Annotated in this window: 22 protein-coding genes and 1 riboswitch; of the genes, 12 read left to right on the top strand and 10 right to left on the bottom strand. The window is 45.5% G+C overall.

Annotation, left to right across the window (positions count from 1 at the left end; all coding sequences use genetic code 11):
* Positions 1-79: 79 nt before the first annotated feature.
* Complete coding sequence (locus ACED41_RS15885) at positions 80-829, bottom strand: amino acid ABC transporter substrate-binding protein (protein WP_009848135.1); 750 nt, start codon at positions 827-829, stop codon at positions 80-82.
* Between the two features lie 311 nt (positions 830-1,140).
* On the opposite strand from ACED41_RS15885, the gene dnaA reads away from it, so the two are divergent.
* The 4 genes from dnaA (at position 1,141) to gyrB (ending at position 7,312) form a co-directional block, all read left to right on the top strand.
* Positions 1,141-2,562: a chromosomal replication initiator protein DnaA gene (gene dnaA / locus ACED41_RS15880; protein WP_017058808.1), complete on the top strand. Its 1,422-nt coding sequence runs from the start codon at positions 1,141-1,143 to the stop codon at positions 2,560-2,562.
* A gap of 81 nt (positions 2,563-2,643) precedes the next feature.
* Entirely contained in the window at positions 2,644-3,744 is a 1,101-nt protein-coding gene (gene dnaN, locus ACED41_RS15875; RefSeq protein WP_017058809.1) for a DNA polymerase III subunit beta, read from the top strand.
* A gap of 53 nt (positions 3,745-3,797) precedes the next feature.
* Positions 3,798-4,877: a DNA replication/repair protein RecF gene (gene recF / locus ACED41_RS15870; RefSeq protein ID WP_371725269.1), complete on the top strand. Its 1,080-nt coding sequence runs from the start codon at positions 3,798-3,800 to the stop codon at positions 4,875-4,877.
* 17 nt (positions 4,878-4,894) lie between these two features.
* Entirely contained in the window at positions 4,895-7,312 is a 2,418-nt protein-coding gene (gene gyrB / locus ACED41_RS15865; RefSeq protein ID WP_017058811.1) for a DNA topoisomerase (ATP-hydrolyzing) subunit B, read from the top strand.
* A gap of 239 nt (positions 7,313-7,551) precedes the next feature.
* Here the strand turns inward: gyrB and ACED41_RS15860 are convergent, their stop codons facing one another.
* On the bottom strand, positions 7,552-7,674 hold the full coding sequence (locus ACED41_RS15860) for a hypothetical protein (RefSeq protein ID WP_267869012.1): 123 nt from the start codon (positions 7,672-7,674) through the stop codon (positions 7,552-7,554).
* A 142-nt stretch (positions 7,675-7,816) separates the two neighbouring features.
* Here ACED41_RS15860 and ACED41_RS15855 point away from each other — a divergent pair, with 142 nt between their 5' ends.
* Entirely contained in the window at positions 7,817-8,251 is a 435-nt protein-coding gene (locus ACED41_RS15855; protein ID WP_009848140.1) for an Hsp20 family protein, read from the top strand.
* A gap of 106 nt (positions 8,252-8,357) precedes the next feature.
* On the opposite strand, the gene ACED41_RS15850 is transcribed toward ACED41_RS15855, so the two are convergent.
* The 4 genes from ACED41_RS15850 to glyQ all read right to left on the bottom strand — a co-directional run bounded on the left by ACED41_RS15850 (position 8,358) and on the right by glyQ (position 15,139).
* Positions 8,358-9,608: a valine--pyruvate transaminase gene (locus tag ACED41_RS15850; RefSeq protein WP_048611244.1), complete on the bottom strand. Its 1,251-nt coding sequence runs from the start codon at positions 9,606-9,608 to the stop codon at positions 8,358-8,360.
* Positions 9,609-9,862: 254 nt separating this feature from the next.
* Positions 9,863-11,950, bottom strand: a complete 2,088-nt coding sequence (locus ACED41_RS15845) for an alpha-amylase (RefSeq protein WP_017058813.1) — start codon at positions 11,948-11,950, stop codon at positions 9,863-9,865.
* 202 nt (positions 11,951-12,152) lie between these two features.
* Positions 12,153-14,219, bottom strand: a complete 2,067-nt coding sequence (gene glyS / locus ACED41_RS15840; protein WP_371725268.1) for a glycine--tRNA ligase subunit beta — start codon at positions 14,217-14,219, stop codon at positions 12,153-12,155.
* A 2-nt stretch (positions 14,220-14,221) separates the two neighbouring features.
* On the bottom strand, positions 14,222-15,139 hold the full coding sequence (gene glyQ, locus ACED41_RS15835; RefSeq protein WP_017058815.1) for a glycine--tRNA ligase subunit alpha: 918 nt from the start codon (positions 15,137-15,139) through the stop codon (positions 14,222-14,224).
* 210 nt (positions 15,140-15,349) lie between these two features.
* Positions 15,350-15,525, top strand: a riboswitch (yybP-ykoY riboswitch).
* A gap of 34 nt (positions 15,526-15,559) precedes the next feature.
* Between glyQ and ACED41_RS15830 the strand changes: the two genes are divergently transcribed.
* Positions 15,560-16,114, top strand: a complete 555-nt coding sequence (locus ACED41_RS15830; protein WP_017058817.1) for a TMEM165/GDT1 family protein — start codon at positions 15,560-15,562, stop codon at positions 16,112-16,114.
* A 151-nt stretch (positions 16,115-16,265) separates the two neighbouring features.
* Positions 16,266-16,520 (top strand): hypothetical protein, encoded by a 255-nt coding sequence (locus ACED41_RS15825; protein ID WP_017058818.1) that lies wholly within the window; start codon positions 16,266-16,268, stop codon positions 16,518-16,520.
* An 83-nt stretch (positions 16,521-16,603) separates the two neighbouring features.
* Here ACED41_RS15825 and tusA read toward each other — a convergent pair whose 3' ends face one another.
* Positions 16,604-16,855, bottom strand: coding sequence for a sulfurtransferase TusA (gene tusA / locus ACED41_RS15820; RefSeq protein ID WP_004736675.1), 252 nt, complete (start codon positions 16,853-16,855; stop codon positions 16,604-16,606).
* Between the two features lie 149 nt (positions 16,856-17,004).
* Between tusA and ACED41_RS15815 the strand changes: the two genes are divergently transcribed.
* Positions 17,005-17,190, top strand: a complete 186-nt coding sequence (locus tag ACED41_RS15815; RefSeq protein WP_004736674.1) for a hypothetical protein — start codon at positions 17,005-17,007, stop codon at positions 17,188-17,190.
* A 156-nt stretch (positions 17,191-17,346) separates the two neighbouring features.
* Positions 17,347-18,288: a LysR family transcriptional regulator gene (locus tag ACED41_RS15810; RefSeq protein WP_017058819.1), complete on the top strand. Its 942-nt coding sequence runs from the start codon at positions 17,347-17,349 to the stop codon at positions 18,286-18,288.
* A 135-nt stretch (positions 18,289-18,423) separates the two neighbouring features.
* On the opposite strand, the gene ACED41_RS15805 is transcribed toward ACED41_RS15810, so the two are convergent.
* The 3 genes from ACED41_RS15805 to fadB all read right to left on the bottom strand — a co-directional run bounded on the left by ACED41_RS15805 (position 18,424) and on the right by fadB (position 23,008).
* Positions 18,424-19,404 (bottom strand): MDR family oxidoreductase, encoded by a 981-nt coding sequence (locus ACED41_RS15805; RefSeq protein WP_371725267.1) that lies wholly within the window; start codon positions 19,402-19,404, stop codon positions 18,424-18,426.
* A 242-nt stretch (positions 19,405-19,646) separates the two neighbouring features.
* Positions 19,647-20,810, bottom strand: coding sequence for an acetyl-CoA C-acyltransferase FadA (fadA, locus tag ACED41_RS15800; protein WP_017058821.1), 1,164 nt, complete (start codon positions 20,808-20,810; stop codon positions 19,647-19,649).
* Positions 20,811-20,836: 26 nt separating this feature from the next.
* Positions 20,837-23,008: a fatty acid oxidation complex subunit alpha FadB gene (fadB, locus tag ACED41_RS15795; protein ID WP_371725266.1), complete on the bottom strand. Its 2,172-nt coding sequence runs from the start codon at positions 23,006-23,008 to the stop codon at positions 20,837-20,839.
* Positions 23,009-23,235: 227 nt separating this feature from the next.
* On the opposite strand from fadB, the gene ACED41_RS15790 reads away from it, so the two are divergent.
* The 3 genes from ACED41_RS15790 to hemG are packed head-to-tail and all read left to right on the top strand — an operon-like array spanning position 23,236 to position 25,889.
* Complete coding sequence (locus ACED41_RS15790; protein ID WP_017058823.1) at positions 23,236-23,859, top strand: YigZ family protein; 624 nt, start codon at positions 23,236-23,238, stop codon at positions 23,857-23,859.
* 34 nt (positions 23,860-23,893) lie between these two features.
* On the top strand, positions 23,894-25,351 hold the full coding sequence (locus tag ACED41_RS15785) for a TrkH family potassium uptake protein (RefSeq protein ID WP_010433127.1): 1,458 nt from the start codon (positions 23,894-23,896) through the stop codon (positions 25,349-25,351).
* Positions 25,352-25,361: 10 nt separating this feature from the next.
* Complete coding sequence (gene hemG / locus ACED41_RS15780) at positions 25,362-25,889, top strand: menaquinone-dependent protoporphyrinogen IX dehydrogenase (protein WP_229648146.1); 528 nt, start codon at positions 25,362-25,364, stop codon at positions 25,887-25,889.
* Positions 25,890-25,959: the final 70 nt, after the last annotated feature.

Genomic DNA, 25,959 nt, shown 5'->3' with positions numbered 1-25,959 from the left:
AGGTTTTTTAATCAGTGCACAAAAGCAAAAAGCCCACCGCTGTATAAAGCAGTGGGCCTTGAATGGAGAAAGTGAGTAATTACTTCTGAGTAATGTCCGCACCAAACCATTTCTGAGAGATACTTTCTAGCGTACCATCTGCGCGCATTGCTGCTAATGCTTCATTTACTTCTGCTTGCAGTTTTTTGCCGTTATCGTTGTCGACGAAAGGCCAAGCGTTTTCAATTGTTTCGAATGGCTGACCTGCTAGTTGTAATGGTAGACCAGTCTTCTTGATAAGCTCTAGTGCTGATAGGCGATCCATTACGAATGCATCGGCACGACCCAGTGCCACGTCATGTTCAATACCTGTATCGTAGGTTTTTACATTGATCTTGCCATCTTTGTCGTAGCTGCGAAGCAGTTGTTCAAAGTTTGAGCCTAGGTTTACCGCAACCGTCTTGCCATCAAGGTCTTCGATGCCTTTAATGCTGTCATTACCTTTACGAACGGTAATTTGTGCGCCGTCTACTACGTATGGGTCTGCGAATAGGTATTTCGCTTTACGTGCATCCGTCATTGTAATTTGGTTTGAAATGGTATCGATGCGACCCGTTTCAAGAAGACCAAACAGACCAGAGAAGTTTGCCGTTACGTATTCAACCTTGTAATCGTTACGCTTACCGATCTCATCCCATAAATCCACTTCAAAACCCTGTAGCTGGTCTTGTTTAACGAACGTAAACGGGAAATAGCGACCAGACATGCCGACTTTAACTTCAGTCGCAGCTTGAACAGTAGCAGCAGAGAGTGCGATAGCCGCAATTGCAGCCTTAATCCAGTTATTCATTTGGTAACTCCTTATATTTATGGGTTTGGATGTTACTGGGAAAATGCTCACTAGAATAAATAACCAGATGTTATTAACCATAACCAGATTGAATTCCCGATTTGGGGATAACTAGCAAGGATCCGGGCATAAGTGGATCATTGTGTGAGTAAATTAGGGGCAAGATGTGTGGATCCACCGATAAATTACAAATTTATTGTGAATAACTTGGATCTTATTCACTGGATCTGTGATCAATTGCTGGTGATCTGACTTATCAACAGGTAAAATTAGCGGTCATTTCATATTACTTTAAATAGAGTGAGGGCACCGTGTCATCTTCGCTTTGGTTGCAGTGTTTGCAACAGCTTCAAGAAGAGTTACCAGCTACAGAATTCAGTATGTGGGTTCGTCCGTTACAAGCGGAACTCAATGACAATACTCTAACTCTATTTGCACCGAACCGTTTCGTACTCGATTGGGTTCGTGATAAGTATCTAAATAGCATTAACCGTCTGCTGCAAGAATATTGCGGTAACGATATCCCACATCTTCATTTTGAAGTGGGAAGCAAGCGTGTGATTGCACCAAAGCCTGCGACACCGACACCAACTCAGACTCGCACTGCAGCTGATGTGGCCGCTGAGTCATCAGCACCTGCGCAATTACAAGCTCGCAAACCTGTCCATAATATCTGGCGTGATGAAGAGCCTGTCGCGGTTGACTTGAATCACCGCTCAAACGTGAACCCAAAACATAAGTTCAATAACTTTGTTGAAGGTAAGTCGAACCAACTCGGTTTGGCTGCGGCACGTCAGGTTTCTGATAACCCAGGTACAGCCTACAACCCGTTGTTCCTATACGGCGGCACTGGTTTAGGTAAAACGCACTTGTTGCATGCGGTGGGTAACGCCATTGTTGATAATAAGCCGAATGCGAAAGTGGTTTACATGCACTCAGAGCGTTTTGTTCAGGATATGGTAAAGGCTCTGCAAAACAACGCGATCGAAGAATTTAAGCGCTACTACCGTAGTGTTGATGCATTGCTTATCGATGACATCCAATTCTTTGCTAATAAAGAGCGTTCTCAAGAAGAGTTCTTCCATACCTTTAACGCGCTGCTTGAAGGCAATCAACAGATCATCCTAACGTCTGACCGTTATCCAAAAGAGATCAACGGGGTAGAAGATCGTCTTAAATCTCGTTTCGGCTGGGGTTTGACGGTAGCGATTGAGCCACCAGAGCTTGAGACACGTGTTGCGATCTTGATGAAGAAAGCCGAAGACCACCAAATTCACCTTGCGGATGAAGTGGCGTTCTTTATTGCCAAGCGTCTACGCTCTAACGTTCGTGAACTGGAAGGCGCATTGAACCGTGTTATTGCGAATGCAAACTTCACTGGCCGCCCGATCACGATCGACTTCGTGCGTGAAGCACTGCGTGACCTACTTGCACTGCAAGAAAAACTGGTCACTATTGATAACATTCAAAAGACAGTAGCCGAGTACTACAAAATCAAAGTCGCTGATCTATTGTCTAAGCGTCGTTCTCGTTCTGTTGCTCGTCCACGTCAATTGGCGATGGCACTGGCGAAAGAGCTAACAAACCATAGCTTGCCTGAGATTGGCGATGCATTCGGTGGTCGTGACCACACGACGGTACTGCATGCTTGTCGTAAGATTGCTCAGCTGCGTGAAGAGAGCCACGACATTAAAGAAGATTATTCGAACTTGATTCGTACCCTTTCTTCTTAATACACAGTATTCTTAACCTTAATAAGCAGAATCTTGGCCACGTACTATTACGCAGTGCCATTTAGACCGTAAGAGCAAGATATGAAATTTACCATTGAACGTAGTCACCTGATTAAGCCATTACAACAAGTATCTGGCGCACTCGGTGGCAGGCCAACGCTTCCAATTCTAGGAAACCTACTGATTAAAGTAGAAGATAACGTGTTGTCGATGACAGCGACGGATCTAGAAGTTGAACTGATCAGCCGTGTAACGCTTGAAGGTGATTTCGAAGCGGGTAGCATTACCGTACCTTCACGTAAATTCCTAGATATCTGCCGTGGATTGCCAGATAACTCAGTGATCACGGTGGTATTGGATGGTGACCGTATTCAGGTTCGCTCTGGTCGTAGCCGCTTCTCTTTAGCAACATTACCTGCGGCAGATTTTCCAAATATTGAAGACTGGAGCAGTGAAGTTGAAGTGTCAGTGACACAAGCTGAACTTCGCGGTCTTATCGAGAAAACACAATTCTCAATGGCGAACCAAGATGTTCGTTACTACCTCAACGGTATGTTGTTTGAGATTGAAGGCTCTATCCTGCGCAGCGTAGCGACCGATGGTCACCGTATGGCAGTATCTCAAGCACAACTGGGTGCGGATTTTGCTCAGAAGCAGATCATTGTTCCTCGTAAAGGTGTTCAAGAGTTAGTGAAGCTATTGGATGCACCTGAACAGCCAGTAACACTGCAAATTGGTAACTCTAACGTGCGAGCTGAAGTGAACAACTATGTCTTCACTTCTAAGCTGGTTGATGGTCGTTTCCCTGATTATCGCCGCGTAATGCCGCAAAATACCACCAAGACACTTGAAGCTGGCTGTGATGAATTACGTTCAGCATTTTCTCGTGCTGCGATTCTATCGAATGAAAAATTCCGTGGTGTTCGCGTTAACCTTGCGGATAGCGAGATGCGCATTACCGCGAACAACCCAGAGCAAGAAGAAGCAGAAGAAGTACTCGATGTTAACTTCGACGGTGACGCGCTAGAGATTGGCTTCAACGTAAGCTACGTATTGGATGTTCTGAACACACTGCGTTGTGAACAGGTTCGCATCTCAATGTCAGACGCCAATGCGAGTGCTCTTATCGAGAACGCACAAGATGACAGCGCGATGTACGTTGTTATGCCAATTCGCTTATAAGCAGCCCTATGTTGACCTACCGAGTCGTGATTGAAGATTAATATGAAGACGTTATGCCTTTATCGCGCTTAATCGTTAAGCAGTTTAGAAATATTGAAGCCTGTGACATTCAACCGTCATCAGGCTTTAACTTTCTTATAGGGGCTAACGGAAGCGGCAAAACCAGTGTCCTTGAAGCTGTGTATCTGCTCGGACATGGTCGCTCATTCAAGAGTTCACTTACCGGTCGTATCATACAAAACGAGTGTAGTGAGCTGTTTGTACATGGCCGTTTTATGACCTCGGATCAATTTGAGCTGCCAATTGGCATTAATAAGCAGCGCGATGGCACGACAGAGGTTAAAATAAGCGGTCAAACTGGGCAAAAGTTGGCTCAGTTAGCTCAAGTCTTACCTTTGCAGTTGATTCACCCTGAAGGGTTTGATTTACTAACCGATGGACCTAAGCATCGCCGAGCATTCATTGATTGGGGAGTCTTCCACAGTGAGTCGGGCTTTTATGATGCGTGGGGCAGGGTAAAGCGCCTCAATAAGCAGCGAAACGCCTTATTGAAAACGGCAACGCACTATCGAGAGCTGAGCTATTGGGACCAAGAATTGGCCCGTTTAGCAGAAAGCATCAGTCAGTGGCGTGCCACCTACGTTGATCAGCTCAAAGAAGTCGCCGAAGAAATCTGTGCGACCTTCCTTCCTGAGTTTGAGATAAAGATTAACTACTATCGTGGCTGGGACAAAGACACCCCGTACGCCGATATATTAGAAAAGAATTTTGAAAGGGATCAGCAGCTTGGTTACACCTTTGGTGGGCCAAACAAAGCGGATCTGAAGATAAAAGTGAACGGCACTCCAGTGGAAGATGTCTTGTCACGAGGTCAATTGAAGTTGATGGTGTGCGCGCTACGAGTAGCACAAGGGCAACACCTCACTCAAATGACAGGTAAGCAGTGCATCTATTTGATAGATGACTTCGCTTCCGAATTAGATAGCCAACGCCGAGCACGTCTTGCTGAGTGTTTAAAGGCGACCCAGGCTCAAGTTTTTGTAAGCTCTATTACCGCTGATCAGATTGCAGATATGCATGACGAAAATAGCAGGATGTTTCATGTGGAACATGGCAAAATAGAGCAAGGATAATTAGTCAGAGAGTAACTATGTCAGATAATTACGATTCATCGAGTATTAAAGTACTGAAGGGTCTGGATGCGGTACGTAAGCGTCCTGGAATGTACATTGGCGACACGGATGATGGTACCGGTCTGCACCACATGGTTTTTGAGGTGGTAGATAACTCTATTGATGAAGCGCTAGCTGGTCACTGTAATGACATCATTGTAACTATCCATGAAGATAGTTCTGTGTCTGTGAGCGATGACGGCCGTGGTATTCCAACAGAATTGCACCCAGAAGAAAACGTATCTGCAGCCGAAGTAATCATGACGGTTCTTCACGCTGGTGGTAAGTTCGATGATAACTCGTACAAGGTATCTGGTGGTCTGCACGGTGTTGGTGTTTCAGTAGTTAACGCACTTTCTAAGCAAGTTACTCTTACTATCCACCGCGGTGGCAAAATCCACACTCAAACCTACAGCCACGGTGAGCCTCAAGCGCCACTAGCGGTTATCGGTGACACGGATAAAACAGGTACAGAGATTCGTTTCTGGCCGAGTGAAGAAACCTTCACTAACATCGAGTTCCATTACGACATTTTAGCTAAGCGTCTACGTGAGCTATCATTCTTGAACTCAGGTGTATCAATTAAGCTAATTGACGAGCGCGAAGAAGACAAAATGGATCACTTCGAATACGAAGGCGGTATCCAAGCGTTTGTTGAACACCTTAATACTAACAAAACGCCAATCATCCAAAAAATCTTCCACTTTAACTCTGAGCGCGAAGACGGTATTACCGTTGAAGTTGCGATGCAGTGGAATGACGGCTACCAAGAAAACATCTACTGTTTCACCAACAACATCCCTCAACGCGATGGTGGTGCTCACTTAGCAGGTTTCCGTGCGGCGCTAACGCGTACTCTGAACAGCTTCATGGACAAGGAAGGCTTCTCTAAGAAAGCGAAGACTGCGACCTCTGGTGATGATGCTCGTGAAGGTCTGACGGCGATTGTTTCTGTTAAAGTGCCTGATCCTAAGTTCTCAAGCCAAACTAAAGATAAGCTGGTTTCTTCAGAAGTGAAGTCTGCCGTTGAATCTACAATGGGTGAGAAGTTGTCTGAGTTCCTTATTGAGAACCCAGGTGAAGCGAAAACAGTTTGTTCTAAAATTATTGATGCAGCACGTGCTCGTGATGCAGCGCGTAAAGCTCGTGAAATGACTCGTCGTAAAGGCGCATTAGATTTAGCGGGTCTTCCTGGTAAGCTTGCTGACTGTCAGGAAAAAGATCCTGCACTGTCTGAACTATATATTGTGGAAGGAGACTCTGCTGGCGGTTCAGCTAAGCAGGGGCGTAACCGTAAGAACCAAGCAATCCTACCGCTGAAAGGTAAAATCCTTAACGTAGAGAAAGCACGTTTCGATAAAATGCTGTCTTCTCAAGAAGTAGCAACGCTAATCACCGCTCTTGGTTGTGGTATTGGTCGTGACGAATACAACCCAGATAAACTGCGTTACCACAACATCATCATCATGACCGATGCCGATGTCGATGGTTCTCACATCCGTACCCTGCTACTGACGTTCTTCTACCGTCAAATGCCAGAGCTGATTGAACGTGGCTACATCTACATTGCTCAACCGCCACTTTACAAAGTGAAGAAAGGTAAGCAAGAGCAGTACATTAAAGATGAAGATGCGATGAACCAGTATCAAGTATCTTTGGCTTTAGACAACGCAGAACTGCACGTAAACCCTGAAGCGCCAGCATTTGCAGGTGAAGGTTTAGAGAAGCTTGTTCAGCAATACAATGCAGGCATCAAGCTTGTTGATCGTATGAGCCGCCGTTACCCACGCGCATTGGTTCACGAACTGATTTACGTTCCTCGTCTAACGGCCGAGCAGTGTCATGATGACGCGGCAGTTGAAGCTTGGGGTAAGCAGCTTGTTGAACAGCTAAACGCGAAAGAAGTAGGTGCAAGCCAATACAGCCTTGAAGTTGAAAAACACGAAGAGCTAGGCTTAAGCGTTCCTAAGATTGTGGTTCGTACTCATGGTGTGACTCATGAACACCTACTAAGCATCGATCTTATTAACTCTAAAGAGTTTGGTAAGCTAGCGGATCTTTCTGAAGCTCTTGATGGCTTGATTGAAGAAGGCGCTTACATTAAGCGTGGTGAGCGTACTCAAGAAGTTTCTAGCTTCGTTGATGCTCTGAACTGGTTAGTGAAAGAGTCTCGTCGTGGTCTGAGCCTACAGCGATACAAAGGTCTAGGTGAGATGAACCCTGATCAACTTTGGGAAACCACGATGGATCCTGAAACTCGCCGTATGATGCAAGTAACAATTGAAGACGCTGTTGGTGCTGATTTGTTGTTTACGACGCTAATGGGTGACCAAGTTGAACCTCGTCGTAACTTCATCGAAGAGAATGCACTGAAAGTAGCAAACCTAGACGTTTAGTCTCTTTGATACTTCGCTCTTTGGCTTAATTTCTGTGTCAGAGGTGCTCACATACATTCGTATGCTCCGCGCCTCTTCCTTGAACTAAAGCCAAATAGCTTCGTCTCAAAAAACTAAAATCATTTTAAAGCACTATCCTTTGGATGGTGCTTTTTTATGTTTGTAAGATATTGAAAAATATTGAGTTGCAAAAATAATTGAAAATAACCCCTTGAAACTATTTTGCTCAATCCATATATCTATTTGTGAAGAGGATGACTGTCTTGCTCTACAAGAGAAGAAACAGAACCTTCATTACCGCTAACGAAGTATCGCTCAATAGAGGATAACTTTGGCAGCACACAACTTAAAAATTGATTCATTGCCATGTCCCAGCGTTGTCGCCAATAGAGGTGAAACCCGAGGAATGCGAATTGAATCTCTTAGCTGTTTACTGGGTCACACACAGGTTAGATCCAAGTAAAATTCGCAGCTAAGACTATTGCTTACTAAAAGGATAGCATTATGAGAACTGTAGATTTCACTCCACTTTACCGCAACGCAATCGGCTTCGATCGTCTATTCAACATGATGGAAGCGAATACATCGAAGAACTCTTCTGGCGGTTACCCTCCATACAACATCGAGCAAAAAGACGAGAACAACTACCGTATTACTATGGCAGTCGCTGGTTTTGCTGATGACCAATTAGATCTGACTCAGAAAGAGAACATGCTAATTGTGAAAGGTGAGCGTAAAGCAGAAGCAGAGAAAACCTTCGTATACCAAGGTATCGCAGAGCGCGATTTCGAGCGTAAATTCCAACTGGCTGACTACGTAAAAGTGGTAGGTGCAAGCATGGAAAATGGTCTTCTTCACATCGACCTCGAACGCGAAATCCCAGAAGCGATGCAACCACGTAAGATTGCTATCAATGGTAATAGTCTACTAGAAGGCTAATTACTGTTAGCTCCTTAGAGCTAAAAAATATCGGGAAGTAAAAGTGAAAGAGCACCTAATGAGGTGCTCTTTTTGTATTTGACCTGCGGTAAGCTAAAAGCTCTTATTACTGCTCTGAGTAAGCCTTTTTCACTTCTTCAGCAATGATAGCAATGCCTTTCTGCATCGCCTCATCATCTTGCACGTAGTTCATACGTAGACATTGATGGGCATGATCCCACTCGTCTTCTTGGCCGATAAAGAAGTATTCACCCGGAACAATCAATACGCCGCGAGCTTTAAGGCGGTCGTACAGTTCCATTGTGGTGATCGGCAGCTCATCAAACCATAGCCATAAGAAGATAGCGCCTTCAGGCTTGTGAATACGGAAGCGAGGGTCGTCGATAGCGTCTTGTAACAGTTCAACTGCACGTAGTGACTTATCTTTATAGAAAGGTTTGATTACCTCGCTACTTAAGCGCAGTAAATCGCCTTTTTCAATCATGTGATTGGCAATTGCAGGGCCAACACTGTTTGGCGCTAAGCTAATGATGCCATTCATGTTGGTCAATGCTTGTGTTACTTCTTCACTCGCAATTACGATACCGCAACGCACACCCGGCAAACCAAGCTTAGAAAGGCTCATGCACAGAATCGTATTTTCATTCCAGAACGGTTCGACATCTTCAAAGATGATGTTAGGAAACGGCAGGCCGTAAGCATTGTCGATCAGCAGTGGGATGTTGTTTTCACGCGCCAGTTTATCCAGTTTACGCACTTCTTCGTCGGTCAGTACGTTACCCGTTGGGTTGGTTGGACGAGATGCACAGATAGCCGCGACTGAGTCATCAACCTTTAGTTGTTCAAAATCAACGTGGTATTTAAACTGACGGTTTTCTAGCAGTTCGATCTCTGGGTGGTAAGAGATAAAAATATCGTCATCAATACCCGCGTCGCCGTAGCCGATGTATTCCGGTGCGATCGGCAGTAGGATTTTCTTATGTGAGCCGTCAGGCTGTTGGCCTGCTAGCAGGTTGAATAGGTAGAAGAAGCCACTTTGACTGCCATTAGTCAGGCTGATGTTCTTCTCGCTGATGTCCCAACCGTAGGTCTCTTTCAGCATTGCCGCTAACGATTTGATGAAGCTGTCTTTACCCTGCGGACCATCGTAGTTGGCGAGGGCGGCGATGAGTTCTCCACTGGCGAGCATGTCGGCACTGGCTTGGTTAAAGTAATCGAGCATGGCAGGGATAGCGGCTGGGTTGCCACCACCGAGCATGATAGCGCCAGGAGTGCGCAGGCCATCATTCAAATCATCCATTAAACGAGTGATTCCAGAGTATCGATTAAACTTTTCGCCAAACTTAGAGAACTGCATTACTAATTTTACCTAATTCATTGTGATTGCTTGTTACGTGTCATTAAGGCAGACCTTATGTCTGCCATCAGTGTATTCCTTGAACATACCGCAATGTTTTTGCGACGCATAGCGCCAAATGCTCTAACACGTAAAAAACTTCTATAAAGTTTGGTTAATGAGTGACAGCTTGCTTATTGAACGTACCTTTAGCGATAAAAAAAGGAGAAGCCTAAGCTTCCCCTTTAGTTTCTGGTGTTTATGTTAATGAAGGTTTAGTTCGAACCGGTATAAACGACTAATACCTTGTCATCTTGGTATTGGCGTTCGAACGCATAGTAGCCCTTGCTGTTACGGATGATGTGCTTACCCTGAGCAACGGCTGGGTGGCGTTGGCGGAATTGGCCAAGCGCTTGCCAGTGTTCTAGCAGCTCTGCACGTTCGCCAGTGATTTGATCCCAAGGCATGTCTGAGCGTGTGCCTTGCATTGGATCAGAACCCGTTGGGCCAAAGTCTCGGGCGATTTCATCGCCGTAATAGATCTGTACCGCACCGGGAGCCAGCATCAACGCGTTTGCAGCTTTGGTTTGTTTTGCAAAGTCACTGCCATGTTGTGTCCAGAATAGCGAGGTGTCGTGAGACGAAAGGTAACTCAGTACGTTGAACTCGCTGTCGTTGTTGATCTTCTCTGCGTATCGAAGGTAATCAGCATCAAGATCGGATAGGCACTTGAGCGCCTTTGGTGCGATATCACTCTGGAATTCAAAGTTGATGATCGAATCAAATCCGTTAGCGAAGTAATCTGATTTGACCACGCTGTGTGCCCATACTTCGCCAGTCATCCAGAAGGGTAAGTCATCCAAGGCCTTGTCTGGGTTGTTCTGTTTCCACTCGGCAAGTGCCTGGTTGGTGCTCTCTTTCAGTTCTGCCCATGCTTCGAGTTCAACGTGTTTAGCGGTATCGACCCTGAAACCATCGACACCATATTCGCGCACCCAATCCGATAACCAAGTGATTAAATGGTTACGAGGTGTTTTGAGTTCATCGGTCGCGCTGGTGGACTTATTGCGATAGAAATTAGGCAGCCCGATTGTCTCTGTCGACTCTGTTTTGAAATCGGGCAGATGCGCCAAAGACATGGTGAGGTTATTGTAGCCCGGAGAGTCATAGGCGCCGATATCGCTGCGTAGCCAAGCTTTGCCCCACCACTTTTCCCACGCTTCTTTGTCGCTGTAAGAGATGTAGTTGTTGAAGTAGTGCCAGTTCTGACCTTTGGCAGGTTGCCAATCTGTCCAGTTTTCGCCAAGTGTTTGTTTGGCTTCTTCGTCAGTTAGGTTGAGCTTACCAAAATCAAACTCTTGCATGTCGGCAAGCGTCGCATAGCCGGTGTGGTTCATTACCACATCCCAAACAACACGAATGCCTTTGCTATGCGCGGTATCGATGAAGGTTTTTAGCTCGTCTTCGGTGCCCATGTTGTCATCGAGCTTGGTCCAATCTTGATGGTAGTAGCCGTGGTAGCCGTAGTGTTTGAAGTCACCTCGATCACCGCCGCCAACCCAGCCGTGGATTTGCTCTAACGGAGACGTTATCCAGATAGCATTAGCACCGAGTGATTCTATGTAATCGAGTTTTTCGGTTAAGCCTGCCAAGTCACCACCGTGGAAGGTGCCGATTTCGTCTTGTCCATCTTGGCTGCGACCGTAACTGTTGTCGTTATCAGGATTACCATTGTGGAAACGGTCAGTCATTACGAAGTAAACCGTGGCGTTATCCCAACTAAAGTCAGCTTTGGTTTCTGGTTCTACTTTCTCAAGCAGCAGAACACCTTGGCTATTTTCTGCTGGCTGCATGGTGACGCTGCCATTCGTTACTGTGACTTGTTTGCCTGAAAGAGCGTCTCTAACCACGGTGCCATCATCAAAGGTTTGAGCAACGTCGATGATGGTTGGTTCGTCACTAGGAACCGGACAAGCAAAGCTTTGTACTTGTTGTTGCTTCGGCTTTATCTGAACGGTCAGTTCATTGGTTTGTGGGTTGAGCATAAACTGATAGGTGTTAGCGCGAAAGATCTTGATATCTAATTCAGACTTCTCGGCGCAGTCGTCTAGGCGAAGGGGTTTATTGAATTTGATGCGGTTTTCTTCAGCCAGCGCATAGTTGGTGCCACAGGTATTTTGAGTATCGCTGATAGAGAAGGTATAGCTACCTTTCGCGAGTTCCTGTTCTGCAATCACGGTGCCTTTACCGGATGATTCGAATACGACAGTGTCGTTATCAATTGTCAGTAATAGGTTGTTGTCACTGGTTTGGCTGCATGCGCTGAGTGCGAGTATTGAAAGCGCGAGTACTGTTTTTTTCATTGTTCCCTTCCCCTGAATAAACAGGTCAGTTATAGCAAACAATGCCCTCTACAGTCTGAGTGCTGTTTCATTCAGTTAATCAATAAGACCTCTACAAACAAATGCTTGGTTCACAAAAACAAAAAGGGAAGCTTTCGCTTCCCTTTGGGTGTTTACCGTTAATTACTCAGAGTATGACTTAGAGTAATTGTCTCACTTGTGCTTATTTTTGCAGTAGAGAGATGTCAGCAATCTGTAGGAACAGGTTACGTAGGTTGTTCAGTAGCGTTAGACGGTTCTTCTTAAGCGCTTCGTCATCAGCCATAACCATTACGTTATCGAAGAATGCATCAACTGGTTCACGTAGATCAGCAAGCTTGCTTAGGGCTTCTTGGTAGTTACCTGTTGCGAATGCTGGTTCTAGTGCTTCCGTCATTACTTCAACGTTTTCAGCCAGTGCTTTCTCTGCGTCTTCTTGAAGAAGCGTTAGGTCGATTTCAGCTGGTAGCTCGCCATCGAATTTCGCAAGGATATTACCTACACGCTTGTTCGCTGCTGCTAGTGCTTCTGCTGCTTCCAGTTCACGGAAGTGAGAAACCGCTTTAACACGTTGGTCAAAGTCAGCAGGCTTAGTTGGACGACGTGCTAGTACCGCTTGGATGATATCAACGCTGAAACCAGCATCTTGGTACCATGCGCGGAAACGACCTAGCATGAAGTCGATAACGTCAGCTTCTACGTTTTTGTTAGTCAGCTTGTCGCCTAGTAGCTCTTTCGCTTTGCCGATCAGATCGGTTAGGTCTAGGTTGTAGCCGTTTTCAACGATGATACGTAGCACACCTAGAGACGCACGACGAAGTGCAAATGGGTCAGAACCTTTTGGTGCTTGGCCAATACCGAAGATACCTACGATAGTGTCTAGCTTGTCTGCCATTGCTACTGCTGAAGAGATACCAGTGCTTGGTAGATCGTCACCCGCGAAACGAGGCATGTATTGTTCGTAAAGTGCCAGTGCAACTTGCTCGTCTTCACCGTCGTGAGTCGCGTAGTGCATGCCCATCACACCTTGAGTATCCGTAAATTCGAATACCATAGAGGTCATTAGGTCACACTTAGCCAGTAGGCCAGCACGTTTAGACTTTTCAACGTCAGCATCGATTTGCTCAGCAATGTAGCCTGCAAGCTCTGTGATGCGGTCTGTTTTGTCTTTGATAGTACCCAATTGCTTCTGGAAGATAGCCTGGTCTAGTTCAGCAAGACGGTCGATAAGCGGGCGCTTACGGTCTGTGTTGAAGAAGAATTCAGCATCAGCAAGACGTGGGCGTACCACTTTCTCGTTACCTTCGATAACGTGACGAGGCTCTTTAGACTCGATGTTCGATACGAAGATGAAGTTCGGTAGTAGCTTCTTGTTGTCATCGTAAACAGGGAAGTACTTTTGGTCACCCTTCATGGTGTAAACCAAAGCTTCAGAAGGGACTTTTAGGAATTCTTCTTCAAACTTCGCTGTCAGTACTACTGGCCATTCAACCAGAGACGTTACTTCTTCAACAAGGTCATCTTCTAGGTTAGCTGTACCGCCAACCGCAGCTGCCGCTTTTTGCGAATCAGCAAGGATGATCGCTTTACGCGCTTCGTAATCTGCCATTACTTTACCGCGCTCTTCTAGGATCGTAGGGTATTGGTCAGCAGAGTCGATTGTGAACTCTTGTTCGCCCATGAAACGGTGGCCACGGATAGTACGAGCAGATGCTACGCCTAGGATTTCGCCTTCAACAAGCTCATCACCTAGTAGTACTGTCAGTGTTTTTACTGGACGGATAAATTGAATGTCTGAGTTACCCCAGCGCATTGCTTTAGGAATTGGTAGGCCAGCCAGTGCTTTCGCAGCAATGTCCATCACCAATTCTTGAACTGGTTTGCCAGCTACTTCTTGTTTGAAAAGAAGCCACTCGCCTTTGTCTGTTTTCAGACGGTCAGCTTGCTCAACAGTAATACCGTTACCACGAGCCCAACCTTGTGCCGCTTTGGTCGCGTTGCCTTCAGCATCGAATGCCACAGAAACAGCAGGGCCACGTTTCTCAACCACTTTGTCTGCTTGGCCTTCAGCCAGTGCAGTTACTTTAAGTGCTAGACGACGAGGTGCTGCGTACCACTTGATGCCTTCGTGAGAAAGCTCAGCCGTTTTAAGACCTGCTTCAAAGTTAGAAGCAAACGCTTCTGCTAGAGAACGAAGTGCTGTTGGTGGAAGCTCTTCCGTACCCAGTTCAATTAGAAAATTCTTCGCCATGATTATTTACCTTCCTTCTTACACATTGGGAAGCCAAGCGCTTCACGTGACGCGTAGTACGCTTCAGCAACTGATTTAGTCAGGTTGCGGATACGAAGGATGTAACGTTGACGCTCTGTTACAGAGATAGCTTTGCGCGCATCAAGGATGTTGAATGCGTGACCTGCTTTTAGAATGCGCTCGTAAGCTGGAAGCGGCAGTGGCTTCTCAAGCTCAAGTAGCTCTTTACACTCTTTCTCGCACTGGTCGAAGAAAGTGAATAGGAAATCTACGTCTGCGTGCTCGAAGTTGTACGTCGATTGCTCAACTTCGTTTTGGTGGAAGATGTCACCGTAAGTCACGTTAGAACCGTCTGGTGCTACGTTCCATACTAGGTCGTAAACAGAATCTACTTCCTGGATGTACATTGCTAGACGCTCGATACCGTAAGTGATCTCGCCAGTTACTGGCTTACACTCAAGGCCGCCAACCTGTTGGAAGTAAGTAAACTGAGTTACTTCCATGCCGTTTAGCCATACTTCCCAACCAAGGCCCCATGCGCCTAGTGTTGGGTTTTCCCAGTTATCTTCAACGAAGCGAATGTCGTGAACAAGTGGGTCAACACCAAGAACCTCTAGGGAGCCTAGGTACAACTCTTGGATATTGTCTGGCGATGGTTTTAGCGCTACTTGGAATTGGTAGTAGTGCTGCAGACGGTTCGGGTTTTCACCGTAACGGCCATCGGTCGGACGACGAGAAGGTTGAACGTAAGCTGTAGACATTGGCTCTGGGCCAAGTGCTCGTAGACATGTCATTGGGTGAGAGGTGCCTGCACCTACTTCCATATCTAGAGGTTGAACAATGGTACAACCGTTTTGAGCCCAGTAATCCTGCAGCGCGAGGATCATTCCCTGGAAGGTTTTGATATCGTATTTTTGCATAGTCAGGTTCGCGCGATTCTTTTAAATGAATGAGAAAAATAACCTCTGAGTATACCGAGATATTCGTAAAGCGAGTAGGGGTAATCTTGTTTAATTAGTGGTCTAAAATGTCGTTTAGTGGATTTTTTTGCCTTTAATGTTTGTTTTTCGGCACAAGTGGATATTTTGATAAGTTTGACACTTGTGTTTGAAAGCGTGGGTGATTAAAATCTCGCGGTCTTTGGGGAGTAGCTTACTTATTCATATCCTATTGAATGAGTTCGTTCGTCAACATAATTGATGCAAAATCATCATGGCGTTCGAGGCAACCACCACCTTGGTGGCGCTTAGCAAGACCTTAGACAAGCATCGTGAACCGGGATGGGGCGCGAGGTTTGTCTTTGGTTAAATATAATAATCTCCATCCCAAATGAGCATGTCGTGAGCGTTTTAGCAATTTCAATTACAACTGTCGCCTTAGCCGAGATCGGTGATAAGACCCAGTTGCTATCCCTTTTATTAGCCAGTCGATATCGAAAACCGATACCTATCATTGCGGCTATCTTCTTTGCCACCATTGCCAATCATGCCCTTGCTGCATGGCTCGGGGTTGTGGTCGCCGACTATCTTTCACCTGAAGTATTAAAGTGGGTGCTGGTGGTTAGTTTCATCGCTATGGCGGGCTGGATTTTGATTCCCGATAAGTTAGATGACGATGAACAGATCTCAAACCGAGGACCGTTTGTCGCCAGTTTTATCGCTTTCTTTATTGCTGAGATCGGCGATAAAACCCAAATTGCGACCTCTATCCTAGGGGCTCAATATGCGGATGCATTAGCGTGGGTGATTCTGGGTACAACCATTGGTATGTTGCTGGCAAATGTGCCTGTGGTGATCATCGGTAAGCTGTCTGCTGATAAGATGCCGCTTGATCTGATTCGTAAGATCACAGCCTTACTATTCGTGGGTTTAGCTATCGCTGCTGCTTTCTATTAACAGGTGGTATTGAGTCTTATTATACTCAATCAGTAGAGTAATGTGTTGTAGGTCATACTCTTACAGTATTGTGGGGTTTATCGAGCGAATGGACATATAACTGTCATACTTGTCATGATATTTTAATCTTGTGAGTTAAGAACACGAGGGCATGATTATGTTGACGCGTTATATGGGTATTACTCCACAAAGCCAAAGTTATCTATTTACTTTTGGTCTTGCACTTACACTGTTAGGCATGGTGTTGACGGACATGTGGCTGCCAATGGTCGCGGGTGCCATCATCATGACTGCACTTGCGGTAGAGGCTTGGATTCGGGTCGCGCATATTATTCCGATGCGCAAAGATATCCGAGAAATTCAGCATCAGCTGGAGCATCTGCAAAACAAATCTAGAAGCGAATAAACAAAAAGCCGCTCGTACTCTGAGTTCTGTTTAAGAACATAAGGTACGAGCGGCTTTTTTGATACTTGATAGTCGGTGGGGCGTTACGCCTCCAATCCCTTTCTGATCAAATACTGGTAAGGCAACGTTTCTGTTGCTTGGCCTACCAACTGGTGATCCATGAATCGACAAAAGCTCGGAATATCTCGAGTTGTCGAAGGATCGTCAGCTTTTACCAGTAACACATCGCCATCCTGCATGTTTCTAATTGTCTTCCTGACCATCATTACTGGTTCCGGGCAACGCAGGCCTTCAGCTTCTAAAGTATGGGTTGCCAGTTCAGGTTTGAATGTCATGGTTTGTATCTCTATATCTATCTAACGAGTGAATAATACGTCTGCAGAAAAAATATGCAATAAGTGCTTGGCAAACAGAATCATTTCCTATAACTTAGTTAACAAGTTGATAACAACTTGAAGCAAAGGCAACTAGCTAAGGAGTGGCGATGTTGACAGGATTAGATAGATTAACAATTTATTCGGTTCTCTGTTTTATTTCTTTTTGTGCGTTAGTACTACGCTCATCGACAGAGACCTCACTGATGCCTATTTTTGGCATAGTAGCAACGATTATTGGTATTTGGGTAGAGATGCGCCGTTGGCAAGGCATAGCCGAAGAGCAAGAGCACTAACCCGAATACAGCAAGCGAATTCCGATACGACAACATTCCGACACTATCCCCCAATTTTCTTGGGCTTCCCCGCGTAATTGCGGGATTTTTTTTATCTAAAGCATGCTATAAACAACTTAGTGACTAATGGCAATCGTATACAGCTAGGTAAGTGGCGTGGAATTAGAAGACATCTATCGTAGAGACCTTAATTTATTGGTCGCTTTAAAGGTATTGATTGAAGAGGGCAGCGTAAGCCAGGCCGCGCTTCGTCTTAACTTAAGCCAATCCGCAACCAGTCGAGTATTAGGGCGTTTAAGAGAATTACTAAACGATCCGTTGTTTACACGTCAAGGTCAGCACCTTATTCCTACCAAGAAAGCACTCGAGATCAGTCAGCGTATTGATCAGCCTTTGGAGTCTTTTCGCCAATTGCTGAGTCCGAGTGACTTTGACCCTTACTATTGCAGCGAACGTTTTCTGATCGCTACCACCGATTATGCGATGCAAACCATCTTGCCTTATGCGTTGCCTAAGATTTATGAACAAGCACCCAATATCTCTTTGGAGTTTGCTCCGTTGCAGCATGAGCATTTGTTTAAACAGCTCAGCACCGAACGCGTTGATATGGCGATCTGTCGTCCGAGTGGCAGCATTGCACCACTTCATCAAGAAGTCTTGGGGCCGGTTGGTGTGTCGTGTCTGTTATCTAAAAACCATCCATTAGCCGATCAACCTTTAAGCCTTGCAGACTATGTTTCACTCCCACATGCGATGATTGCGATCAGTGATGGTGTTAAGGCTTTATTGGACAACGCTTTAGCTAATCAACAACCCAGAAAAATGGTACTGCGTGCTTATCACCTTGAAGCGGCATTGGCGATTGTCGATAGAATGCCGTTGGTGATTACTGTGCCTGCTGATTTGGCTTATTTGGTAGCAGAGCGTTATGACTTGGTTGTTAAGCCATTACCATTTGAATTTATGCCGTTTGATTACTCACTGATCTGGCACTCGCGTTGCGATTCTTCTGCTTCACAACAATGGTTAAGAAGAGTGGTAAAAGAAGAGTGTGGTGAGTTGATTCAAAAACGGATTGCGGATGTCGGTTTGGGTTAACCGGATCTGAGTCTGAGTTCACTTGACCCGAATGACAAAAACGCAAAAGGGCTGATAAAAATCAGCCCTTTGTTGTTTTGGGTTATCCAAGCCTAAAGCTGTTGCTTAAGGTTTGATAACTTTATGTTTGAGAGCCTATAGTTTAATGACTACGCGACCAGTGATTTGACCGTTAGTGATGTCTTCTGCTGCTTGAATTGCACCGTCTAAAGACACTTCTTTGGTTGCTTGAGCGTAGAAAGATTCTGGTAGTAGCTCAGCCAGTTGTTCCCACGCTTTAATACGTTTTTCACGAGGGCACATTACAGAATCAACACCTTGTAGGCGAACGTTACGCAGAATGAATGGCATTACCGTGGTTGGTAAGTCAAAACCGCCTGCTAGACCACACATCGCAACCGCACCGTTGTAATCAATTTGCGCCAATACTTTCGCAAGCACTTTGCTGCCTACCGTATCGATAGCGCCAGCCCACAGTTGTTTTTCTAGTGGCTTAGCTGGTTCTTCTAGTTCAGCACGCTCTACAATACGTGTCGCGCCTAGTGATTTAAGTAGTTCACCGTTTACAGAAGCACGGCCAGTCACTGCTGCCACTTTGTAGCCCAGTTGGTTTAGTAGAGTGATAGATACGCTACCTACACCGCCACTTGCGCCGGTAACTAGGATTTCACCGTCTTCTGGTTTGATGCCTGCATCTACGATAGCTTGCACACAAAGCATTGCCGTGAAGCCTGCTGTACCGATCGCCATGACTTTCTTAGCGTCTAGACCTTTAGGCATTGGCACTAACCAGTCACCGTTTAGGCTTGCTTTTTCAGCCATGCCGCCCCAGTGACCTTCACCAACACCCCAACCCGTTAAAACAACTTCGTCGCCTGCTTTGTAGCGTGGGTCATCAGATTGTGAAACCACACCTGAAAGGTCGATACCAGGAACCATAGGGAAGTTACGAACAATGCGCCCTTTACCTGTAATCGCCAAACCATCTTTGTAGTTCAAAGAAGAGTAGCTAACATCAATCTTCACGTTATCTTCTGGTAATTGAGATTCTTCAATTTGAGAAACTGACGCGATAGTTTTTTTGTCTTCTTGGTTTAGTACAAGTGCTTTAAACATGATCTGCTCCGTGGAGGAATATTAGGAAACTGAAGTAACTTTAGTTGAATCATCCGAGAAAAAATAATGAAACATCAACATTGAATATATGCGTTTTGTGCATAGATGTCAGGGTTGGTTTTTCTCTCGTTGAGTTCGCTGAACGCAATCGATGCATTGTTGGATGCCAAGCAATAAAAAGTGCAGCTATATAAATATAGCTGCACAAAAGATTACCCTTCAAATATTACAGTCAGTAAACGCTATGGGCGTTCAAATACCGTTGCAATACCTTGGCCTAAACCAATACACATAGTCGCCAAGCCGTATTTCACGTCTTGTGCTTCCATCAGGTTGATTAGCGTCGTCGAGATACGAGAACCAGAACAGCCTAGTGGGTGACCCAGAGCAATCGCACCGCCGTTAAGGTTTACTTTCTCGTCAACAACATCCAGTAGACCTAAGTCTTTAGCACAAGGTAGAGATTGAGCAGCAAACGCTTCGTTTAACTCAATCACACCCATGTCTTCAATGGTTAGTCCTGCACGTTTAAGTGCTTTTTGGGTTGCTGGTACTGGGCCGTAACCCATGATTGAAGGATCGCAGCCAGCGATAGCCATAGACTTCACGCGAGCGCGAATCTTAAGGCCAAGTGCGTTAGCTTTCTCTTCGCTCATGATAAGCATTGCAGAAGCACCATCAGACAGAGCTGATGAAGTACCTGCTGTTACTGTGCCGTTTGCTGGGTCAAATACCGGACGCAGCTGGGATAAGCCTTCAACTGTTGTCTCTGGGCGAATGACTTCGTCGTAATCCAGAGTGAACAGAGAACCGTCTGCAGCGTGAGCTTCGGTTGGCAGGATTTCATTTTTGAAACGACCTTCAACCGTAGCTGCTTGAGCGCGAGCATGTGAGCGTGCTGCGAATGCATCTTGGTCTTCACGGCTAATACCGTGCATTTTGCCTAACATCTCAGCGGTTAGCCCCATCATGCCGGCCGCTTTTGCTACGTGTTTTGACATGCCTGGGTGAAAATCAACACCATGGTTCATTGGTACGTGGCCCATGTGCTCCACACCACCAATCAGGCAGATTTCAGCATCACCAACCATGATAGAGCGAGTTGCATCATGCAAAGCTTGCATAGATGAACCACATAAACGGTTGACTGTTACCGCACCAATCTCAATCGGTAGACCAGCAAGCAAGGCAGCGTTACGTGCAACGTTGAAGCCTTGCTCTAGTGTTTGTTGTACACAACCCCAGTAAATATCTTCAATTTCGACAGGGTTTACTTCTGGGTTGCGCTCTAAAATGCCTTTCATCAAATGTGCAGACAGATCTTCAGCACGAGTGTGACGGAAAGCTCCACCTTTGGAACGTCCCATTGGGGTGCGAAGGCAATCAACAACAACTACATTTTTCATTTTGCTATTCCTTTTCCAAATGTGGGTTACAGAGAACTGGCTTGTTGGCTGTCGTAAAAGCTTTCGCCCTTCGCTGCCATATCAAGCAATAGCTGAGGAACTTGGTACATTGCACCTAAGTCTTGGTAGCCTTTCGCCATTTCAACGAAGTTACCAATGCCCACACTGTCTAAGTAGCGGAATACGCCGCCTCTAAATGGAGGGAAGCCTAAACCGTAAACCAGTGCCATATCCGCTTCTTGCGGTGTCGCGATAATGCCTTCTTCTAGACAAAGCACCACTTCGTTGATCATTGGAATCATCACGCGCTGGATAATTGTTTGGTCATCAAAATCTTGTGGTGCTTGACATACGTCAGCCAAGATAGGAAGAATGTCTTCAGAGAAGGTCTTCTTCGGACGACCACGCTTGTCTACGCTGTATGTGTAGAAACCGCTACCGTTTTTCTGACCGTATTTTTCAGCAACGTAAAGTGCATCAATCGCATCACGACCTTCTTTGCCCATACGCTCTGGGAAACCTTGCGCCATCACAGCTTGTGCGTGGTGTGCAGTGTCTAGGCCTACAACGTCTAGTAAGTAAGCCGGGCCCATTGGCCAACCGAACTTACGCTCCATCACTTTATCGATCTTAGTGAAATCAGCACCGTCGCGTAGCAACATGCTGAAACCGCCAAAGTAAGGGAAAAGTACACGGTTAACGAAGAAGCCTGGGCAATCATTAACAACGATAGGGGATTTACCCATCTTCGCTGCGTAAGCAACCACGCGATTAATGGTTTCTTCTGAAGTGTGCTCACCTCGGATGATCTCAACCAAAGGCATGCGGTGTACTGGGTTAAAGAAGTGCATGCCACAGAAGTTCTCTGGGCGCTTCAAAGATTTCGCTAACAGATTAATCGGAATCGTTGAGGTATTTGATGTTAGAACCGTGTCTTCACCAACCAAACCTTCCACTTCGCTCAGTACCGCTGCTTTTACTTTAGGATTCTCTACAACCGCTTCCACAATCACATCTGATTGCTCAACACCTGCATAATGCAGACTTGGAGTAATAGAAGACAGAATGCCTGCCATCTTGAATCCATCTAGGCGACCGCGTGATAAGCGTTTATTCAACAACTTAGAAGCTTCGTTCATACCAAGATCTAGAGACGCCTGTGCGATGTCTTTCATCATCACTGGCACACCTTTCAATGCTGACTGGTAAGCAATACCGCCACCCATGATGCCAGCACCAAGAACCGCTGCTCGTTCAGTCGCTTTGTTGGCAGACTTACCAGCTTGTTTCGCTAGGCCTTTGATGTATTGGTCATTAAGGAATAAGCCGACCAATGCTTTTGCTTCTTCAGATTTCGCTAGCTTAACGAATTGTTTACGCTCGATATCCAATGCAGCATCACGATCGCTACGTGCTGCTTCTTCGATAGCAATCACAGAAGTGATGGGTGCTGGGTAATGAGGTCCTGCTTTTTGAGCCACTAAGCCCTTCGCCATGGTAAAGCTCATCATCGCTTCTAGTTTGCTTAGTGAAAGCGCTGATGTTTTTTGTTTACGACGTAGCTGCCAATCGAGTTTCTCATTGGCTGCTAGAGAAACAGTATTAATCGCTGATTCTAATAGTTGGTCTGTTTCAACAATCGCATCTAACAAGCCAACTTTAAGTGCTTCATCTGCACGGCATGCTTTGCCTTGCGTGATAATTTCCATTGCACTGTCAGCACCGATAACACGAGGTAGGCGCACACAACCGCCAAAACCAGGCATGATGCCAAGTTTGGTTTCTGGTAGACCTATGCTGGTGGTCTTGTCACCGATACGGAAATCGGTAGCGAGTACACATTCACAGCCGCCGCCAAGGGCATGGCCACGCATCATTGAAAGAGTTGGGACAGGAAGGTCTTCTAGCTTGCTGAAGATTGAATTAGCGAATCTTAACCATTCATCAAGTTCTGCTTCTGGCTTAGCAAATAGGCCAAGAAATTCAGTGATGTCTGCGCCTACGATGAATGCGTCTTTGTTTGAAGTTAAGATTAAACCACGTAATCCAGCGTGAGCATTAAGAGCATCTAGCGCTTTATCTAGTGATTCTAAAGTAGCAAGGTCGAGTTTGTTTACAGAGGCCGGAGCACAGAAGCTAAGTTCTGCAATACCATCTTGTAATTCCTTTACCTGTAAGGTGTTAGCTTGGTAAATCATTGTCTATCTCCATGACATACAATCCACGATTGTTTGAGAGAATCTTGTTATCTTTCTATTATTGTAGAATACCTGGTAAGACCAGTTATTCTAGTCTGTACCTCTGCTTGGTGAATTTCAATACATTTTTTAAACAATTGTTTAACATTGTGCGATGGCACAGATCCTCTAACCCTTATTATTCACGCGTGATACACTTCGTCGCTCTTATTAACTAAGTTAACGATATGAATGAACAGCCTTATTTAATACCTTCTGCGTCGGCTCTGTTTGAAGAAGAGATAAAAAAGAGCGTCTTTATTACGCATCTTGCTCATACTCCAAGTGTTGAAGCTGCAAAACAGTTCGTAGAACAGGTGAAAAAAGAGCATTCTTCAGCACGACATAACTGTTGGGGTTTTGTTGCTGGTCGACCTGAAGACTCAATGCTTTGGGGTTTCAGTGATGATGGTGAACCCTCGGGTACAGCGGGTAAGCCTATCTTGGCGCAACTATCGGGCTCTGGTGTCGGTGAATTAACGGCTGTTGTGACGCGCTACTCTGGCGGAATTAAGCTTGGAACCGGCGGTTTGGTTAAGGCTTACGGCGGTGGCGTACAACAAGCTCTCAAGCTGCTTCAAACTATCGAGAAAAAAATAACCACAAAATTACGGCTAGAGTTAGACTATGGCTTTGTGCCGATCGCACAATCCATCATGGCTCAGCATCAGGCTGTTGAGGTCCAAGCGGATTATGGTGTTCAAGTTGAGCTTATTATTGAAATAGAGCTCCTTCAGGTAGATTCGTTTACCCAAACCATGATCAATAAAAGCGGTGCTAAGGCACTGGTAACGAAAGTCAAAGACAACTAGGAAGTGTGAAGCATTTCGCTTCGTTCAATAGCTCATGCAATTTCGCTCAATTATTCGAATCGTCGGATTATTATTAGCACTTTTTAGTGTATCAATGCTTGCTCCTGCGCTCGTCGCACTGATCTATCGAGATGGTGCGGGTGTGCCATTTGTGACGACCTTCTTCGTTCTCTTATTCTGTGGAGCAACTTGCTGGTTTCCAAACCGACGTTATAAGCATGAATTGAAAGCGCGTGATGGCTTTTTGATTGTTGTTCTGTTTTGGACGGTAATCGGTAGTGCGGGTGCGCTGCCGTTTTTGATCGCCGATAACCCCAATGTGTCGGTAACCGATGCTTTCTTCGAATCCTTCTCTGCATTAACTACGACAGGTGCGACCGTAATTGTCGGCCTCGATGATCTGCCTAAGGCGATTCTTTTTTATCGTCAGTTCCTACAATGGTTTGGTGGTATGGGTATCATCGTATTAGCGGTAGCCATCCTTCCTGTTCTCGGCATCGGTGGTATGCAGCTATATCGTGCAGAAATCCCGGGTCCAGTAAAAGACAGTAAGATGACTCCGCGTATTGCTGAAACGGCAAAAGCGCTTTGGTACATCTATCTGAGTCTAACGATTGCTTGTGCGGTGGCGTTTTGGCTTGCAGGCATGAGCTTCTTTGATGCTATCAGTCATAGCTTCTCTACTATTGCGATTGGTGGCTTCTCGACTCACGATGCGAGTATGGGCTATTTCAACAGTCCAGCGATCAACATGATTACGGTCGTGTTCCTTCTTATCTCTGCGTGTAACTATTCGCTTCACTTTGCTGCATTTGCTTCTGGTGGTGTGCATCCTAAGTATTATTGGAAAGATCCTGAATTTCGCGCCTTTATCTTTATTCAAGTAGTCTTGTTCTTAGTTTGTTTCTTATTACTGCTTAATCACCACTCTTATGACTCGTATTATGATGCTTTTGATCAAGCGTTGTTCCAAACGGTGTCTATTTCAACAACCGCAGGCTTCACCACCACAGGTTTCTCTGAGTGGCCGTTATTCTTACCTGTGCTGCTTCTGTTCTCTTCTTTTATAGGGGGCTGTGCAGGTTCAACGGGCGGTGGTATGAAAGTCATTCGAATCTTATTGCTTACTCTGCAAGGTGCTCGTGAAATGAAGCGCCTTGTCCACCCGCGTGCTGTCTATACCATCAAGGTTGGCGGTTCTGCGTTACCACAACGTGTTGTTGATGCGGTTTGGGGCTTCTTCTCTGCATACGCATTGGTTTTTGTGGTTTGTATGTTGGCTCTTATTGCTACTGGGATGGATGAGCTGAGTGCTTTCTCTGCCGTAGCGGCAACATTGAATAACCTTGGCCCGGGCTTAGGTGAAGTGGCAATGCACTTCGGCGATGTGAATGATAAGGCCAAATGGGTGTTGATCGTATCTATGCTGTTTGGTCGTTTAGAGATATTCACCTTATTAATTTTATTGACCCCTACGTTTTGGCGTAGCTAAGGACAACATTGTGGCAAAAGCTCTATTTTTGTATTCAAGCCGTGAAGGGCAAACCAAGAAGATCTTGAACTATATAAAAGAAGAAATGAATGAGTTCGAATGTGAGCTTCAAGATCTGCACACTATTGGCAAGGTGGACTTTGCTCAGTACGACAGAGTGTTGATTGGCGCATCGATTCGTTATGGCCACCTTAATAAGAAGCTATATCAATTTATTGATGCCAACCTTACTCAGTTGCAATCAAGCAAGGTTGCGTTCTTCTGTGTTAACTTAACGGCGCGTAAAGAAGACCAAGGCAAAGATACACCAGAAGGCAGTGCGTATATTAAGAAGTTCCTTACCAAGTCTCCATGGCAGCCGACTTTAATCGGTGTATTTGCAGGTGCCCTCTATTACCCACGTTATAACTGGTTCGATAGAACCATGATCCGCTTTATTATGAATATGACAGGTGGTGAAACGGATACAACGAAGGAAGTTGAGTACACAAACTGGGAAAAAGTCTCTTTGTTCACTGAAAAACTGAAGAATATGTAAGATAAAAGCCTACTTTTGAGGCGTTTTGAGTTCTTTTTAATCGAACGAATAAAAAAACGAAAAAAACTTA

Source organism: Vibrio sp. 1F255 (assembly GCF_041439145.1).
GTDB classification, from domain to species: domain Bacteria; phylum Pseudomonadota; class Gammaproteobacteria; order Enterobacterales; family Vibrionaceae; genus Vibrio; species Vibrio crassostreae_C.
This window is presented reverse-complemented; position numbering and strand designations above follow the sequence as displayed.

What these genes read in the sequence shown, in the direction of transcription:
- ACED41_RS15885 (WP_009848135.1), bottom strand. Translation starts at nt 829, where the DNA reads ATGAATAACTGGATTAAGGCTGCAATTGCGGCTATCGCACTCTCTGCT.
- dnaN (WP_017058809.1), top strand. Translation starts at nt 2,644, where the DNA reads ATGAAATTTACCATTGAACGTAGTCACCTGATTAAGCCATTACAACAA.
- recF (WP_371725269.1), top strand. Translation starts at nt 3,798, where the DNA reads ATGCCTTTATCGCGCTTAATCGTTAAGCAGTTTAGAAATATTGAAGCC.
- gyrB (WP_017058811.1), top strand. Translation starts at nt 4,895, where the DNA reads ATGTCAGATAATTACGATTCATCGAGTATTAAAGTACTGAAGGGTCTG.
- ACED41_RS15860 (WP_267869012.1), bottom strand. Translation starts at nt 7,674, where the DNA reads ATGAATCAATTTTTAAGTTGTGTGCTGCCAAAGTTATCCTCTATTGAG.
- ACED41_RS15855 (WP_009848140.1), top strand. Translation starts at nt 7,817, where the DNA reads ATGAGAACTGTAGATTTCACTCCACTTTACCGCAACGCAATCGGCTTC.
- ACED41_RS15850 (WP_048611244.1), bottom strand. Translation starts at nt 9,608, where the DNA reads ATGCAGTTCTCTAAGTTTGGCGAAAAGTTTAATCGATACTCTGGAATC.
- ACED41_RS15845 (WP_017058813.1), bottom strand. Translation starts at nt 11,950, where the DNA reads ATGAAAAAAACAGTACTCGCGCTTTCAATACTCGCACTCAGCGCATGC.
- glyS (WP_371725268.1), bottom strand. Translation starts at nt 14,219, where the DNA reads ATGGCGAAGAATTTTCTAATTGAACTGGGTACGGAAGAGCTTCCACCA.
- glyQ (WP_017058815.1), bottom strand. Translation starts at nt 15,139, where the DNA reads ATGCAAAAATACGATATCAAAACCTTCCAGGGAATGATCCTCGCGCTG.
- ACED41_RS15825 (WP_017058818.1), top strand. Translation starts at nt 16,266, where the DNA reads ATGATTATGTTGACGCGTTATATGGGTATTACTCCACAAAGCCAAAGT.
- tusA (WP_004736675.1), bottom strand. Translation starts at nt 16,855, where the DNA reads ATGACATTCAAACCTGAACTGGCAACCCATACTTTAGAAGCTGAAGGC.
- ACED41_RS15815 (WP_004736674.1), top strand. Translation starts at nt 17,005, where the DNA reads ATGTTGACAGGATTAGATAGATTAACAATTTATTCGGTTCTCTGTTTT.
- ACED41_RS15805 (WP_371725267.1), bottom strand. Translation starts at nt 19,404, where the DNA reads ATGTTTAAAGCACTTGTACTAAACCAAGAAGACAAAAAAACTATCGCG.
- fadA (WP_017058821.1), bottom strand. Translation starts at nt 20,810, where the DNA reads ATGAAAAATGTAGTTGTTGTTGATTGCCTTCGCACCCCAATGGGACGT.
- fadB (WP_371725266.1), bottom strand. Translation starts at nt 23,008, where the DNA reads ATGATTTACCAAGCTAACACCTTACAGGTAAAGGAATTACAAGATGGT.
- ACED41_RS15790 (WP_017058823.1), top strand. Translation starts at nt 23,236, where the DNA reads ATGAATGAACAGCCTTATTTAATACCTTCTGCGTCGGCTCTGTTTGAA.
- ACED41_RS15785 (WP_010433127.1), top strand. Translation starts at nt 23,894, where the DNA reads ATGCAATTTCGCTCAATTATTCGAATCGTCGGATTATTATTAGCACTT.